The organism is Paenibacillus sp. FSL R5-0636 (assembly GCF_037974255.1).
Lineage (GTDB): Bacteria > Bacillota > Bacilli > Paenibacillales > Paenibacillaceae > Paenibacillus_AQ > Paenibacillus_AQ odorifer.
Genome location: NZ_CP150232.1, coordinates 5,650,303 through 5,665,195, shown reverse-complemented (window position 1 = coordinate 5,665,195; position 14,893 = coordinate 5,650,303). Strand labels below are relative to the sequence as shown.

The 14,893-nt window shown below is 45.2% G+C and carries 11 protein-coding genes; all 11 read left to right on the top strand.

The genetic code is table 11. The features are described from left to right. The first annotated feature begins 86 nt into the window (after positions 1 to 86). The 11 genes from tig (at position 87) to MKX34_RS25815 (ending at position 14,840) form a co-directional block, all read left to right on the top strand. Positions 87 to 1,421 (top strand): trigger factor, encoded by a 1,335-nt coding sequence (gene tig / locus MKX34_RS25865; protein ID WP_036685045.1) that lies wholly within the window; start codon positions 87 to 89, stop codon positions 1,419 to 1,421. A gap of 386 nt (positions 1,422 to 1,807) precedes the next feature. After that, positions 1,808 to 2,398, top strand: a complete 591-nt coding sequence (clpP, locus tag MKX34_RS25860) for an ATP-dependent Clp endopeptidase proteolytic subunit ClpP (RefSeq protein WP_036685049.1) — start codon at positions 1,808 to 1,810, stop codon at positions 2,396 to 2,398. Positions 2,399 to 2,410: 12 nt separating this feature from the next. Further along, complete coding sequence (gene clpX / locus MKX34_RS25855) at positions 2,411 to 3,667, top strand: ATP-dependent protease ATP-binding subunit ClpX (RefSeq protein WP_036685052.1); 1,257 nt, start codon at positions 2,411 to 2,413, stop codon at positions 3,665 to 3,667. 112 nt (positions 3,668 to 3,779) lie between these two features. Next, entirely contained in the window at positions 3,780 to 4,907 is a 1,128-nt protein-coding gene (ispG, locus tag MKX34_RS25850) for a flavodoxin-dependent (E)-4-hydroxy-3-methylbut-2-enyl-diphosphate synthase (protein WP_036685055.1), read from the top strand. Between the two features lie 133 nt (positions 4,908 to 5,040). Beyond that, the gene (locus MKX34_RS25845) at positions 5,041 to 5,712 is read left to right on the top strand and encodes a BlaI/MecI/CopY family transcriptional regulator (RefSeq protein WP_076296947.1); all 672 of its coding nucleotides are present in this window, start codon (positions 5,041 to 5,043) and stop codon (positions 5,710 to 5,712) included. Further along, entirely contained in the window at positions 5,687 to 5,944 is a 258-nt protein-coding gene (locus MKX34_RS25840) for a hypothetical protein (RefSeq protein WP_339203730.1), read from the top strand. Before MKX34_RS25845 ends, MKX34_RS25840 begins: the two co-directional genes overlap by 26 nt. 893 nt (positions 5,945 to 6,837) lie before the next feature. Then, positions 6,838 to 8,547 (top strand): ATP-dependent protease LonB, encoded by a 1,710-nt coding sequence (gene lonB, locus MKX34_RS25835; RefSeq protein WP_038573063.1) that lies wholly within the window; start codon positions 6,838 to 6,840, stop codon positions 8,545 to 8,547. Between the two features lie 234 nt (positions 8,548 to 8,781). After that, positions 8,782 to 11,145 (top strand): endopeptidase La, encoded by a 2,364-nt coding sequence (gene lon / locus MKX34_RS25830; protein ID WP_076099438.1) that lies wholly within the window; start codon positions 8,782 to 8,784, stop codon positions 11,143 to 11,145. 12 nt (positions 11,146 to 11,157) lie between these two features. After that, the gene (gene yihA / locus MKX34_RS25825) at positions 11,158 to 11,826 is read left to right on the top strand and encodes a ribosome biogenesis GTP-binding protein YihA/YsxC (RefSeq protein WP_036685063.1); all 669 of its coding nucleotides are present in this window, start codon (positions 11,158 to 11,160) and stop codon (positions 11,824 to 11,826) included. 104 nt (positions 11,827 to 11,930) lie between these two features. After that, complete coding sequence (locus tag MKX34_RS25820) at positions 11,931 to 12,713, top strand: CpsB/CapC family capsule biosynthesis tyrosine phosphatase (RefSeq protein WP_076296948.1); 783 nt, start codon at positions 11,931 to 11,933, stop codon at positions 12,711 to 12,713. Positions 12,714 to 12,848: 135 nt separating this feature from the next. Then, a complete protein-coding gene (locus tag MKX34_RS25815) occupies positions 12,849 to 14,840 on the top strand; it encodes an S-layer homology domain-containing protein (RefSeq protein ID WP_076296949.1) in 1,992 nt (663 codons plus the stop codon). Positions 14,841 to 14,893 lie beyond the last annotated feature (53 nt).

Below are 14,893 nucleotides of genomic sequence, written 5' to 3'. Positions count from 1 at the left end.
TATAATATAATGGTTATTCTGTGCGTGGATTGTATCATTATTTGAAGTAAACTTGTGAACCTATATTTTGGAGGGAAAAGTATAATATGAAAGCAACATGGGAAAAAATAGAGAAGAACCTTGGAGTTCTTGAAGTAGAAGTAGACGCAGAACGCGTAACAGCAGCACTTGATAAAGCTTTTAACAAAGTCGTTAAAAAAGCTAACGTACCAGGCTTCCGTAAAGGTAAAGTACCTCGGCCGATCTTTGAATCCCGTTTTGGTGTAGAAAGCTTGTACCAAGATGCAATCGACATTCTTCTTCCTGAAGCTTACGGTGAAGCAGTTGAACAAACTGACATCTTCCCTGTAGACCGTCCTGAAGTTGATATTGAGCAATTCGCTAAAGGCCAATCCTTTATCTTCAAAGCGAAGATCACGGTTAAACCTGAAGTGAAGCTCGGCGATTACAAAGGTCTGGAAGTTCCAGTACAAAAAGCTGAAGTGACTGAAGAAGAGTTGAGTGCTGAACTTGCTCGTCTGCAAGAACGTCATGCTGAGCTTGTAGTAGTTGAAGAAGAAGCAGCAGCTAACGGCGACATCGCTGTAATCGATTTTGACGGATATGTAGATGATGTACCGTTTGAAGGCGGAAAAGCTGAGCGTCACTCTCTTGAGCTTGGCAGCAACTCCTTCATTCCTGGATTCGAAGAGCAAGTGGTAGGAATGGCTACTGGAGATTTCAAAGATGTTGAAGTTACTTTCCCTGATGAATACCATGCAGAGAACCTTGCGGGTAAAAAAGCAGTATTCAAAGTGAAGCTGCACGAAATCAAACGCAAACAACTTCCTGCACTCGATGATGAGTTCGCTAAAGATGTAAGTGAATTCGAAACTTTGGATGAGTACAAAGCAGATCTGAAAGCTCAGCTCGAATCCCGTAAAGAGGAAGAACTGAAAGGCCTTCGTGAGAATGCAGTTGTTGATAAAGCAGCAGCTAACGCTGAAGTTGAAATCCCTGAAGCTATGATCAACAGTGAAGTTGAGAACATGGTTCGTGACTTCGACACTCGTCTTCGTCAACAAGGCATGAACATGGATATGTTCCTTAGCTTCTCCGGCCAAACTCGTGAAGACTTGCAGAACCAAATGAAAGGCGATGCTGAAAAACGCGTTCGCAACAACCTGGTATTGGAAGTTATCGCAAAACAAGAGAACATTGAAGTTTCCGAAGAAGAAGTTAACGAAGAGTTGGCTACTATGGCTGAAGCTTACAAACGTACTCCAGAAGAAATCCGCAGCATCTTGGCAGCTAACGGTTCACTGGGCAGCTTGAGCGAAGAGCTTTCGTTGCGTAAAACCATTGATTTCCTTGTTAGCAATAGTGTAGAAGTTGAAGCAGTAGAAGAAGCACCAGCTGCTGAAGACACTAAAGCTGAGTAGGATATTTTAAAATTATAAGAAGGTATAAGTTTCACTTTATACTTTATTCTTATAATTCTCGCATAAACGCTTACCGTCCTTAAAAGGACGCCGAAGGCGTTTTAGCTTGACACTACCTAGAACGGCCAAGTTACACGGCCTCCATACAGATATGATAAGGCACGTAAGTTTCGTTACGTGCCTTATTTTTATCCTCGGCCGCAAATATATGTGACTACATAGGTATCCGTATGAATGTATGGCAATAAGGTAATAGGGGTAGTAACGTCACAATTCACAAGCAGCAGACAGTCGACTGTAGTGAAAAAATGACATCGCGCCTTGAACGTGTTAAAATATTTCTGAAACGATAAGACTAATCTGTACAGAGAAAAGAGGTTGGTGGCATGAGTCTGGTACCAATGGTTGTGGAATCAACAAGTCGTGGAGAACGTTCATACGATATCTATTCCAGATTGCTCAAGGATCGCATCATTTTCTTAAGCAGTGCGATTGACGATGATGTCGCCAATCTGGTTATTGCTCAATTGCTGTTTTTGGCAGCAGATGATCCCGAGAAGGACATTCACTTGTACCTCAACTCACCCGGTGGTTCAGTAACAGCCGGTATGGGTATATACGATACGATGCAATATATCAAACCGGATGTTTCAACCATTTGTGTAGGGATGGCAGCAAGCATGGGATCGCTCCTTCTAACAGCTGGGGCTCCGGGCAAAAGATATGCGCTGACCAACAGCGAAGTTATGATTCATCAACCGCTCGGCGGTGTTCAGGGTCAAGCGTCTGATATTTGGATTCACACTGACTGGATCCTTAAGACGAAACAGAAGCTGAATCAAATCTATGTAGATCGCACAGGTCAGCCCCTTGAAAAAATCGAACGGGACACAGACCGCGATAACTTCATGAGCGCGGAAGAAGCCAAGGAATACGGGCTTATTGACCAAGTTCTTTCTTCACCGATGAAATCTTAAAGGGGTGGTTAGATGTTTAAATTTAATGATGAAAAAGGGCAATTGAAATGTTCTTTTTGCGGTAAATCACAAGAGCAGGTTCGTAAGCTTGTAGCAGGACCGGGCGTTTATATATGTGACGAATGTATCGAGCTTTGCACGGAAATTGTGGAAGAAGAGCTCGGTCATGAGGAAGAGCTTGATCTGAAGGATATTCCAAAACCAAAGGAAATTCGCGATATTTTGGATCAATATGTAATCGGTCAAGAGCAAGCGAAGAAATCTCTTTCGGTAGCGGTTTATAACCACTACAAGCGTGTGAACAGCCAAAGCAAGATCGAAGATGTTGAACTGACGAAGAGTAATATCCTTTTGCTTGGTCCAACAGGTTCTGGTAAAACCTTGTTAGCACAAACGATGGCGAAGATTATCAACGTTCCTTTTGCTATTGCAGACGCTACTTCCCTGACGGAAGCTGGTTATGTCGGCGAGGATGTTGAGAACATTCTGCTCAAACTCATTCAAGCTGCAGATTACGATGTGGAGAAAGCCGAACGCGGCATTATCTATATTGATGAAATTGATAAAGTAGCACGTAAATCCGAGAATCCGTCCATAACTCGTGACGTTTCCGGCGAAGGTGTACAGCAGGCGCTTCTGAAGATTCTGGAAGGAACTGTTGCTTCTGTGCCTCCGCAGGGCGGACGTAAGCACCCTCACCAGGAGTTTATTCAGATCGACACGACGAACATCCTGTTCATCGTTGGCGGTGCCTTTGACGGTCTGGAGCAAATGATTAAACGCCGTATCGGTAAAAAAATCATTGGCTTCAACGCAGCAGTTGAAGGACAAAAGGATCTTAAGCCTGGCGAATATTTGTCGATGGTATTGCCTGAAGATTTGCTCAAATTCGGTCTTATTCCTGAATTTGTAGGCCGTCTGCCAGTCATCTCGACTTTAGAGCCGCTTGATGAGAATACGCTTGTACGTATCCTTTCCGAGCCTAAGAATGCACTCACTAAACAATATATCAAGCTGCTGGAAATGGACAACGTAGCGTTGAAATTCGAACCATTGGCACTCGAAGCAATTGCCAAGGAAGCGATCAAACGTAATACGGGAGCCCGTGGACTGCGCGCGATTATTGAGAGCATCATGCTCGATGTGATGTATGAAGTTCCTTCACGCGATGATATTAAAGATTGTGTGATCACGGAACAGGTCGTTCAGGAGAAAGCTTTGCCTGAGCTCAACCTTAAGAAAGACAAGAAGAAAGAGGAAAGCGCGTAAGCCGCTTTTCCTTAACAATACATGTCACAGTCTCCACCTTTCTTCCGCTTATCCCGCTTCACATTAGCGGGAGCGAAGGGGTGGAGCTTTGGCGTTATGGGGGAGAAAAATCATGTTCTTGAGACACCAAACCCGTCCTGTCAATGTTGGCGGGCTCATTATTGGGGGAAACAACGAGGTTGCGATTCAAAGCATGTGTACAACCAAAACCGCTGATGTGGAGGCTACTGTAGCTGAAATATTGCGGCTTGAGGAAGCAGGCTGCCAGCTGGTACGCGTAACTGTCAACAATGAAGAGGCGGCTGCCGCAATCAAGGAGATCAAGAAACAGATTCATATCCCACTCGTAGCGGATATTCATTTCAACTATAAGCTAGCGTTGATGGCTATTGAGAACGGCATCGATAAGGTACGGATTAATCCGGGGAACATTGGTCGCCGCGAAAAGGTAGAAGCGGTAGTTAAAGCATGTAAAGAAAAAGGGATTCCGATTCGTATTGGTGTAAATGCTGGTTCTTTGGAGAATCACCTTTTAGAAAAATACGGATACCCAACCCCAGAAGCTATGGTAGAAAGTGCGTTATACCATATTGGTATTCTGGAGGAACTGGACTTCCACGACATTATCGTCTCTCTGAAAGCATCAGATGTGCCAATGGCTATCGAAGCTTACCGTCAGGCTGCGGAAGTTATTCCTTATCCACTGCACCTGGGGATTACAGAATCCGGCACGTTGTTTGCTGGTACAGTGAAAAGCTCCGCAGGTATCGGTGCACTGCTCTCAATGGGCATCGGCAGCACCCTGCGTATCTCGCTTAGTGCCGATCCGGTTGAAGAGGTTAAGGTGGCGCGTGAGCTGCTGAAGACGTTTGGTCTGATCTCTAACGCAGCGACGCTGATCTCTTGTCCGACTTGCGGACGACTGGATATCGATCTTTTCTCCATCGCTAATGAGGTGGAAGAATACATTTCGAAGCTTAAGGTGCCTATTAAAGTTTCTGTCCTTGGCTGTGCTGTTAATGGTCCTGGTGAGGCACGTGAAGCAGATATCGGTATTGCTGGCGCTCGTGGGGAAGGTTTGCTTTTCCGTTACGGACAAATGATCCGTAAAGTGCCTGAAGCAGAACTCGTAAACGAGCTGAAGAAGGAAATCGATGCGATCGTGGTGGCTTACGAGGCAACAGGCGAAATCCCAGGCCGCGCCCACGCTAACCTTGCACCTCCGGTGCAGTCGAAGTAACTTGGTCTTTTACGAATATATAATTCGTTAATAATACGTGGCGAAGAACGCCCTGTGCAGCTCCGGTAAATCCGGGGCCCATGGGGCGTTTTTTTTGCGTTTATTCTTATTTTGGAGGAAGGGATGAGTAAACATGAACTATGAACAAGCCCATGAAAAATTTATTGCGCATCATCTTGCAAACAGAACGGGCGAACGGCGGGGGAGGCTGGAGAGAGGTCATGGCCACGCAGAAAAATTATTTTTGCAGAACGTCTGGTGGCCGCTTCGTGGTGACTTCAATGATCTTCATCCGGAGTATGAGGTGCTGGATTTACAGAGACGGGCTTATTTTGCTGATTTTGCTTTTTTGCCGGGGCCGATCAAGCTCTTGTTTGAGATTAAAGGGTATGCAGCTCATGTAAGAGACATGGATAGGCTGAAGTATTGTAATGAGCTAAATCGTGAAACTTTTCTGTACGGAATGGGTTATCAAGTAATTTCATTTGCCTATGATGATGTTGAACAGCGCCCTGAGTTATGTGTTACACTGCTGCGTTTGGCGTTAAGCCGCTACCAAATTTTAGATGCGCCACGTGACAGACTGCTAATCGCTGAGAAGGAAATCATGCGTTTAGTGGTGCGTCAAGCTGGGGTGATACGCCCTAAAGAAGTCGCTGATTATTTCACGCTAGATCCCAAAACAGTACGCATGATGCTAAAGAATCTCTGTGAAAAAGGCTGGCTAACCCCTATAAGAAGGGGGATAGGCGTCAAAAATGTTGAGTATAAGCTGGCTCGTGATGTTCTTTATTACTGGGATTGATAATTGTAAAGGCTGGTGGCTGGTGGCTGGTGGCTGGTGGTTGGTGGTTGGTGGTTGGTGGTTGGTGGTTGGTGGTTGGTGGTTGGTGGTTGGTGGTTGGTGGTTGGTGGTTGGTGGTTGGTGGTTGGTGGTTGGTGGTTGGTGGTTGGTGGTTGGTGGCTGGTGGCTAATGGCTGATGGAGGCTATATTATTGAAGTAGTTTATGTAGGAGTAATTAATGTAACAGTTTAGCCTATGTAATTGATGTATCTGGTGGAACTTATGGAGTTGTTGGTGCTATTGTAGCTGATGTAACTGGTGTAGATGACGTAGCTAATGTTGTGAAGTGGATAAAGTTGTTAAAGTGGCTGATGGAGCAGGTGTAGCAGAAGTGGTTTGATGGAGCTGATCATATAGGCGTAACAATGTTGGCCATGACTTTTGCTGAAGGTGGGAATTTGAAAAGAAGGTATGTGAAGGAGCTTGATGTGAAGTCCGTTATGAAGTAAAACGCAACAATTAGGGAAATTCTCCCTGAAATAAGCCGATTATGGCTCGAAATCATGCTTTTTAGGGAAAAACTCCCTAATAAAAGGAGCATTTCCCTCATTTATGTGTGATTTGACCGATAATCAGGGAGTATTTCCCTAATTAGCAGTTGAAAGGTCGTGAATCACTGATAAATAGGGAGTATTTCCCTAATTATTTGGCTGGGTACCAATGATACTTAGATTTTGTACTAAATAGGTTGTTTTTACGAACATAGAAGATACAAACTCATACTTTCAGCAAACTAAGTTAACTCTGCGTCTTAGAGGTAGTCCCCCGAACTTAACTAACTCAGCCTCTAGAAGTAACTCACCGTGCCCAGCTGACTTAGCCTCTAGAAGTAGCTCACCGTGCCCAGCTGACTTAGTTTCTAGAGTAACTCAGCTTCTAAAAGTACCTCAACGAACTCAACTAACTAACATCTACAGGAAACTCCCCACACTCATTATTGCCCTTATAGTTAATTATCAGAGTCTATCCTACTGCAACAATTCAACAAATCCTCAAATTCGCGTTTACTAATTACCGAAACGGCTATACTACCTAATAGTAGCCAAGGGTGGAAAGGTAGACTGAACGAAACAGGAGGATGACCTATGGAATTAAGTATAGTTGTGATGATCGTGCAGCTCTTTTTCGCGCTGGTTATCGGCGTATACTTTTGGAATCTGCTGCGGGGTCAGAAGACAAATAAGACAGCGGTGGAACGAGAGTCGCGCAAGGAACTGGACAAGTTACGGAAAATGCGGATGATTACATTAACTAAACCATTGTCGGAGAAAACACGTCCGGCTTCTATTGGAGATATTGTCGGGCAAAAGGATGGGCTGCGCGCCCTGAAAGCTGCACTTTGTAGCGCTAATCCGCAGCATGTGATTATTTATGGTCCGCCGGGAGTCGGCAAGACTGCGGCAGCGCGTGTTGTCATGGAAGAGGCGAAAAAGAATGTGCTTTCTCCTTTTAAAAGTGACGCTAAATTCACAGAGATTGATGCCACAACCGCTCGTTTTGATGAGCGTGGTATTGCTGACCCGTTGATCGGATCCGTGCATGATCCTATTTATCAGGGTGCAGGAGCCATGGGGGTGGCGGGCGTGCCGCAGCCGAAACCGGGAGCGGTGACTAAGGCGCATGGCGGGATTCTTTTTCTGGATGAGATAGGAGAACTTCACCCCATTCAGATGAATAAGCTGCTTAAAGTGCTTGAGGACCGGAAGGTACTGCTAGAGAGCGCTTATTATAATTCGGAGGATAATAATACTCCGGCTTATATTCATGATATTTTTCAAAATGGATTGCCTGCTGATTTCCGGCTAGTTGGCGCTACTACGCGTTCTCCGGATGAGATTTCACCTGCATTGCGTTCGCGCTGCATGGAGATTTATTTCCGCCCGCTGCTGCCGGATGAGATTGCCGTCATCGCGCGTGACGCGATACAGAAAATCGGGCTTAAACCAAGTCCGGAAGCTGTCACTGTGGTGCAGCAATATGCAACCAACGGCCGGGAAGCAGTTAATATGATTCAACTGGCTGCCGGTTTAGCTTTAACTGAACAGAGAGATACACTAAATGCTGCTGATGTGGAATGGGTAGCGGGCAGCAGCCAGCTTCCGCTGCGTACGGAACGCAAGATTCCTTCGGCACCGCAGATTGGATTAGTCAATGGTCTTGCCGTGTATGGGCCAGGGATGGGTACTCTGCTCGAAATCGAAGTTTCCGCAGCGCCTGCTGTGAACGGCCAGGGCAGATTGAACGTGACAGGTGTGGTGGATGAAGAAGAGATCGGTGGAGGCTCCCGCACGATTCGGCGAAAAAGTATGGCAAAGGGTTCGGTTGAGAATGTATTGACTGTACTACGTACGATGAATCTGGAGCCCGATCGTTATGATCTACATGTGAATTTCCCAGGTGGTACTCCGATTGACGGACCTTCGGCAGGGGTGGCGATGGCAGTAGCAATCGTCTCTGCTATTCGTGGACTTCCCGTGGATAACACGGTAGCGATCACAGGCGAGATAGGCATCCATGGTCGAGTTAAGCCAGTGGGTGGTGTAATTGCCAAAGTAGAAGCTGCTTTTCAAGCTGGAGCCACTACAGTGCTTATTCCAAAAGAAAACTGGCAGTCTCTCTTCGCTGACCTCGCGCCATTACGCGTTATTCCAATGGAAACAGTAGAAGAGGTGTTCCGTCACCTGTTCGGTGCCGATACAGCAGATGTAAGGCTGCCTGCAGTTGCTGGAGAGCTGTTCTCCGCAGCACCTTCACTCCTAAAGGCCGATGCCGCTGGTGAATCTGCAAAGGGTTAAACTAAATTGATCCCTAATTCGAAGAATAAGGTGAGATTTGTCGCTGTAAAATAAAGGAGGCTGCAGGCAATTCTGCTGCTTCCTTTTTAAATGCTACAAGAAACGTTGTCTCTATTTAAGGAAAAGCAAGTCGGTTCTTCTTGAAATCTAAGGACTCTGTTGGTGTTTTGGGGCTGCTTTTGTTAGAATGAATGCATATGAGATTAATTGAGAGCCATGGGAGGTGCGAAAGCGATGATGACAAATAAAACAAAAGGTCGTCGTTTTCCTTTATTGCCGCTAAGAGGGCTTCTTGTGTACCCAAGCATGGTTCTTCACTTGGATGTGGGCCGTGAGAAGTCAGTTCGGGCGTTAGAGAAAGCTATGGTTGAAGATAATTTGATTCTTCTTTGTTCCCAGTCGGAAGTGAATATTGAAGAGCCAGGTCAGGACGATATTTTTCGGGTCGGTACTGTCGCCAATGTGCGGCAAATGTTGAAGCTTCCAAACGGTACGATACGTGTACTGGTTGAAGGTGTAGAACGGGCCGAAATTATTAATTATATCGATAATGATGAGTACTATGAGGTTATGGCGCGTGAGCTGCCGGAAGATGTAGATAGCGATCAAGAATGTGACGCGCTGATGCGTACAGTACTCAATCAGTTCGAACACTATATTACGTTATCCAAAAAAGTGACCCCAGAGACCCTCGCTGCTGTATCCGATATAGAAGAGCCTGGTCGACTTGCGGATGTCATTACGAGTCATTTATCGCTAAAAATTAAGGATAAGCAAGAAATTCTTGAGACGATTGATGTTAGTAAACGGCTGGAGAAGCTTCTTGATATTCTGAATAACGAGCGTGAAGTGCTGGAGCTTGAACGTAAGATCAATCAACGTGTCAAAAAACAAATGGAAAAGACGCAGAAGGAATATTATTTGCGTGAGCAAATGAAAGCGATCCAGAAAGAGCTCGGCGAGAAGGAAGGCCGGGTAGGAGAAGCAGAAGAGCTGCGGACGCTAATGGAAGAGAAAAATGTTCCAGAACGTGTGAAGGAAAAGATGGAGAAAGAAATCGATCGTCTGGAAAAAATGCCAGTCAGCTCTGCGGAAGGCGGCGTCATTCGCAACTATGTAGATTGGCTGCTCAGTCTCCCTTGGAGTGAACAGACAGAGGATGATCTTGACATCAAAAAGGCCGAGCAGGTACTTGATGAGGATCACTACGGTTTGGAAAAACCAAAGGAACGGGTATTGGAATATTTGGCCGTTCAGCAGCTGGTTAAGAAGCTTAAGGGTCCTATTCTATGTCTTGTAGGTCCTCCAGGTGTGGGCAAAACCTCACTGGCTCGTTCCATCGCCCGTTCGCTCAACCGCAAGTTCGTCCGTATCTCGTTAGGCGGTGTACGTGATGAGGCGGAGATTCGAGGTCATCGCCGGACTTATGTAGGTGCGATGCCGGGTCGGATTATCCAAGGCATGAAGACGGCGGGTACGATTAATCCGGTTATCCTATTGGATGAAATCGATAAGATGGCTGCGGATTTCCGTGGAGATCCATCTTCAGCGCTGCTTGAGGTACTGGATCCAGAACAAAACAACACGTTTAGTGATCATTTTGTAGAGCTGCCGTTCGACTTGTCGAACGTAATGTTTGTAACAACAGCGAACGTAGTGCATAATATTCCGCGTCCTTTGCTGGATCGGATGGAAATGCTGTTCATTCCAGGTTATACGGAACTGGAGAAACTGCAAATCGGCAGCCGTTATCTATTGCCTAAGCAGAAGAAAAACCACGGTCTTGCAGAAGATCAACTGATTATCGAAGACGATAGCTTATTACGCATTGTCCGCGAATATACCCGTGAATCCGGTGTGCGTAATTTGGAGCAGCAGATTGCAGCATTATGCCGCAAAGCTGCGAAACAAATCGTGTCTGAGGAAAAAGAGAAAGTGATCATTCTTCCTGACGACATCAAGGATTATCTTGGGGCTTCTAAATATCGTTACGGTATGGCCGAGCTTGAAGATCAGATCGGTACGGTCACTGGGCTGGCTTGGACTGAGGTCGGTGGGGATACACTGCTGATCGAAGTTACGGTTGTGCAGGGAACAGGTAAACTAACTCTTACTGGACAGCTGGGCGATGTAATGAAGGAGTCGGCACAGGCCGCATTCAGCTATACTCGTTCGAAGGCGGAGGAGCTGGGACTCCAGCCCGATTTTTATGAGAAGATTGATATTCATATCCATATTCCGGAAGGTGCAATTCCGAAAGATGGTCCGTCAGCAGGGATTACGATTGCAACCGCATTGATCTCCGCACTCACGAAAAGGTATGTTTCCAAGGATGTGGCGATGACGGGTGAAATCACCTTGCGAGGACGTGTATTGCCCATTGGTGGATTGAAAGAGAAGTCTCTTGCCGCTCACCGAGCTGGATATAAAAAGATCCTTCTTCCTAAAGACAATGAACGGGATTTGAAAGATATTCCTGAGAGCGTACGTAATGATGTTGAGTTCGTACCGGTATCTAATATGGATCAGGTCTTGCATCATGCGTTAGTTGAGCATCATAATGAAATTAGCAGTGAGCCACCGAGTAGTGTGCATTAGAAAGGAAGTCCTATGAAAGTTAATATTGCCGAATTTATTATCAGTGCCGTAGGCCCTGATCAGTACCCTGATGATTCCTTGCCAGAGGTTGCTCTGGCAGGGCGTTCCAATGTGGGGAAGTCTTCCCTCATTAACCGAATGATTAACCGTAAGAATCTGGCTCGGACTAGCTCCACGCCTGGTAAGACACAACACATGAACTATTACCGTATCAATGAAGACAGCATGTATTTTGTTGACTTTCCAGGTTACGGATATGCCAAAGTCTCCAAGACACAACGCGCGGTGTGGGGTAAAATGGTTGAAAAATACCTCTCTGAGCGCGATACGTTAAAGCTGGTTCTGCTTATTGTGGACCTGCGGCATTCGCCTACCAGCAATGATAAGATGATGTTCGACTGGTTGAAGCATTATGATCTTCCTATGTGTGTTGTAGCGACCAAAGCGGATAAAATTCCTAAGACACGCTGGCAAAAGCATATCAAGACCATGAAGCAGGAGCTGGGCGTGCTTCCAGGGGATAATTTTATTCCATTCTCCTCGGAAATTGGTCTCGGCAAAGACGAGCTTTGGGGCTTAATCGATGGGTATATTCGCCCTTCTGAGAATGAATCTCCGGATTCAGAGGATGCTGAAATGATAGCAAATGAATCTCAGCAAGAGGAGTCAACCGAAGCGTAAGATATGAACTCATTTACAATCAAGCAACCATTCCTGGTGGGAATGGTTGTATTTTTTTGTTGATAAAACTAAAATTTCTATGGAAAAGGACCGATAGATAACATATGATAGATATTCACTGCCACATCTTACCCTTTTTGGATGACGGAGCCTCTGATTGGGAAGCTGCTCTTGCCATGGCGCAAGACGCCCACAGAGAAGGGATTACTTCAGTCATCGCCACGCCACATCATGCCAACGGTCAATATATGAATAACGCCCCCAAGATTAAAGAAGCTGTGGAGTTGATGAATGAGAGACTTCGTCAGGCTGGTAATCCACTGCTTGTTCTTCCAGGTCAAGAGATCCGTATCTACGGGGAACTGCTGAATGATCTGGAGCGGGGGGAACTGCTGAGTCTTGCAGATTCGCGGTATATTTTACTGGAAATGCCTTCTTCACGAGTACCACGTAACATGGAAGAAATCTGCCACGAGCTGATCATTCAGGGTTTCGTTCCGGTCATCGCCCATCCGGAGCGCAATGCTGAAATAGCTGCCGATCCTTCTAAACTAGAAAGATTGATAGAGCTAGGATCACTTGGGCAGGTAACCGCACAGAGTCTTGCAGGCGTTTTCGGGAATAAGCTACAGAAGCTGTCACTGGAGCTATGCCGTAGAAATGCAGTACATGTGTTGGCCTCTGATGCACATGACAGTGTTCATCGTCCTTTTGGATTAAACGCTGCTTATGTGGTTATGGAGAAAGAATTAGGCCCTGAGCTGCGTGACTATGTTCGCGGCAATGCTCAGCAAATTATGACTAATGGCGAGGTTATTCATGGAAAACACGTACAAACAAGGGGAAACCGACAAAAATTGTTTGGATTTTTTTTCCGAAAGGGCTGACTAATCTACCTAATAGTGGTAGAATGGGTTTTATTGGGTGATTTAATGCTATACGTAATAGCGTAGCATTTGGGCGAATTGTTCTAGGTCTATGGTAGTACAGTATTTTAATACATAAGAAGAGGTGGATATTTAGTGACTTTGAAAAAGAAACTAGTAGTATCAACATTAGCAGCAAGTATGGTAGCAGCATCCGTAGCGGGTCTTCCGTTGGGAAGCCTTGGAGCAGTAGGCACAGCATCTGCGGCTACAGTTAGTAGCAGTGCAGCAGTTAAGGATAAGGTTCTTGCTGTTTATAAACAATTGACCGCAACAGATGCAGTTTATCTCTACAATTTAAAGACTGAGGTTGCAGCACTGAGTGAGAAAGAATTTACAGAAATTTTTGCTCCAGTACTGAACAAGCTTTCACTGGATGGAGAAGAAACAAAAACATCACTTAAATTGTTCCAAAGCGTTACTAGTGTAGTCTACGATGTCTATGGAAATGACTTCTCCGGAATCCAAGTGATCCGTAACGATGACAAAAACATTGCTTTGGTAAGCAAAATTGCAGCTAAAGCGGGTGTGTCTGGACTTACTGTTGATAGTGTTGCTGAATTCTTGAGCAGTATTGAAACAGAACTTCGTGATTTGGTAAGCAGCAAGTCCACTTCAGATTTGTTGGCAATTCTCACATCCGAATCCGGTTACGATACTTTGCTGAATGAAGCTATTGCGAAAGTATTGAGCCATACAACAGGAACAGGAGCACTCACAGTAAGTCAAGCGTTGGACAAGCTTGGAGTTACTGCTATTGATGTGAAAGAAACACTGAAAAACCTGAACAATAATATTAAATCCGCGAAACCTGCGGCGAAATCACTTGCATTTGCTTATATTAAAGCCTACGGAATAGGCGATAATGGCAACGGTAATGGCAACGGCAATGGTAATGGTAGTAGTGGAAGCGGGAATGGAAGTGTTACAACGCCTGTAGCTCCTGTTCAAACTCCAGGAATCTATGACGTATCTAAGCTCGTAAGCATTGTTGACGGTAAAGCAACCTTGAAATTGGTTGACGCTGATGTTATTAAAGAATTTGATAAACTAGTTGCAGCGAACCCTGGTAAAACTGGTCTTACTTTGACCCTGAATCTGGGAACAGTAAACGCTACTACAGTTGAAGTTCCACTTTCCCAAGCCATTATTGAAGCTGCAAAAGCTAAAGGTATTGCGAATATCGCCGTTACTTTCAACGGTGTAACTGTAACGATTCCTGTAAGCCAATTCAGCACAGCGATTTCATTGACAGTAACTACAGCTAAACCAGAAGTTGTAACTTCCGTTACCAAGCTGAAATTGGCTTCGGATGTGTATGAATTCACACTTAGTGTGAACGGTGTAGTACAAAGCACATTTAAACAACCAATTACTATCAAACTGCCACTTAAGAATACTGATGGTCTTGATAAAGAATTGCTTTCCGTTGGTAAACTTGTATACGGCGACCTGCAATTCCAAGGTGGAGTTCTTGATGGAGATTTCATCGTAGAACCACGTGATACATTCTCTTCTTACGCAGTACTTGAGAATAAAGTCTCCTTTAATGATATTGCTGCTGTACAAGCATGGGCTGGTAGACAAATTCAAGTCGTAGCTGCTAAAGGTGCGATTGAAGGAGTCGGAGCAGGTAAATTTGCACCGAAGAGCAACGTAACTCGTGCTGAGTTCTCCAAAATGCTGATTCGTGCGCTTAACCTGGAAAACAACTCTGCTGTACAAAGCTTTAGCGATGTAAGTTCAACTGCTTGGTATGCACCATATGTAGCAGTTGCAGCAGAAAAAGGGATTATTACTGGACGCAGTGCGGCCAAATTTGATCCTAATGCAACTATTACACGTGCAGAAATGGCAACAATGATCTCCCGTGCGTTGAAATCTATCAATCCTGATGCAAAAACCGATTCTACTGCAATCAGCAAATTCTCTGATGTTGCTAAGATCAGTGCATCCCTAAGAGATGGCGTAGCGTTTGCAGCAAGCCACAACCTGGTTATCGGAAATGCTGGCAAGTTCAACCCGAACGATACAGCTACCCGTGCTGAAGCAGCAGTAATTATCTACCGTACTATTAACTTCAAGTAAATAAAACTTATAGTATACAGCCTCCTCTCATGTAGGTGAGAGGAGGCGATTTT

Coding starts and splice junctions, on each gene's coding strand:
- tig (WP_036685045.1), top strand. CDS start 87: ATGAAAGCAACATGGGAAAAAATAGAGAAGAACCTTGGAGTTCTTGAA.
- clpP (WP_036685049.1), top strand. CDS start 1,808: ATGAGTCTGGTACCAATGGTTGTGGAATCAACAAGTCGTGGAGAACGT.
- clpX (WP_036685052.1), top strand. CDS start 2,411: ATGTTTAAATTTAATGATGAAAAAGGGCAATTGAAATGTTCTTTTTGC.
- ispG (WP_036685055.1), top strand. CDS start 3,780: ATGTTCTTGAGACACCAAACCCGTCCTGTCAATGTTGGCGGGCTCATT.
- MKX34_RS25845 (WP_076296947.1), top strand. CDS start 5,041: ATGAACTATGAACAAGCCCATGAAAAATTTATTGCGCATCATCTTGCA.
- lonB (WP_038573063.1), top strand. CDS start 6,838: ATGGAATTAAGTATAGTTGTGATGATCGTGCAGCTCTTTTTCGCGCTG.
- lon (WP_076099438.1), top strand. CDS start 8,782: ATGATGACAAATAAAACAAAAGGTCGTCGTTTTCCTTTATTGCCGCTA.
- yihA (WP_036685063.1), top strand. CDS start 11,158: ATGAAAGTTAATATTGCCGAATTTATTATCAGTGCCGTAGGCCCTGAT.
- MKX34_RS25820 (WP_076296948.1), top strand. CDS start 11,931: ATGATAGATATTCACTGCCACATCTTACCCTTTTTGGATGACGGAGCC.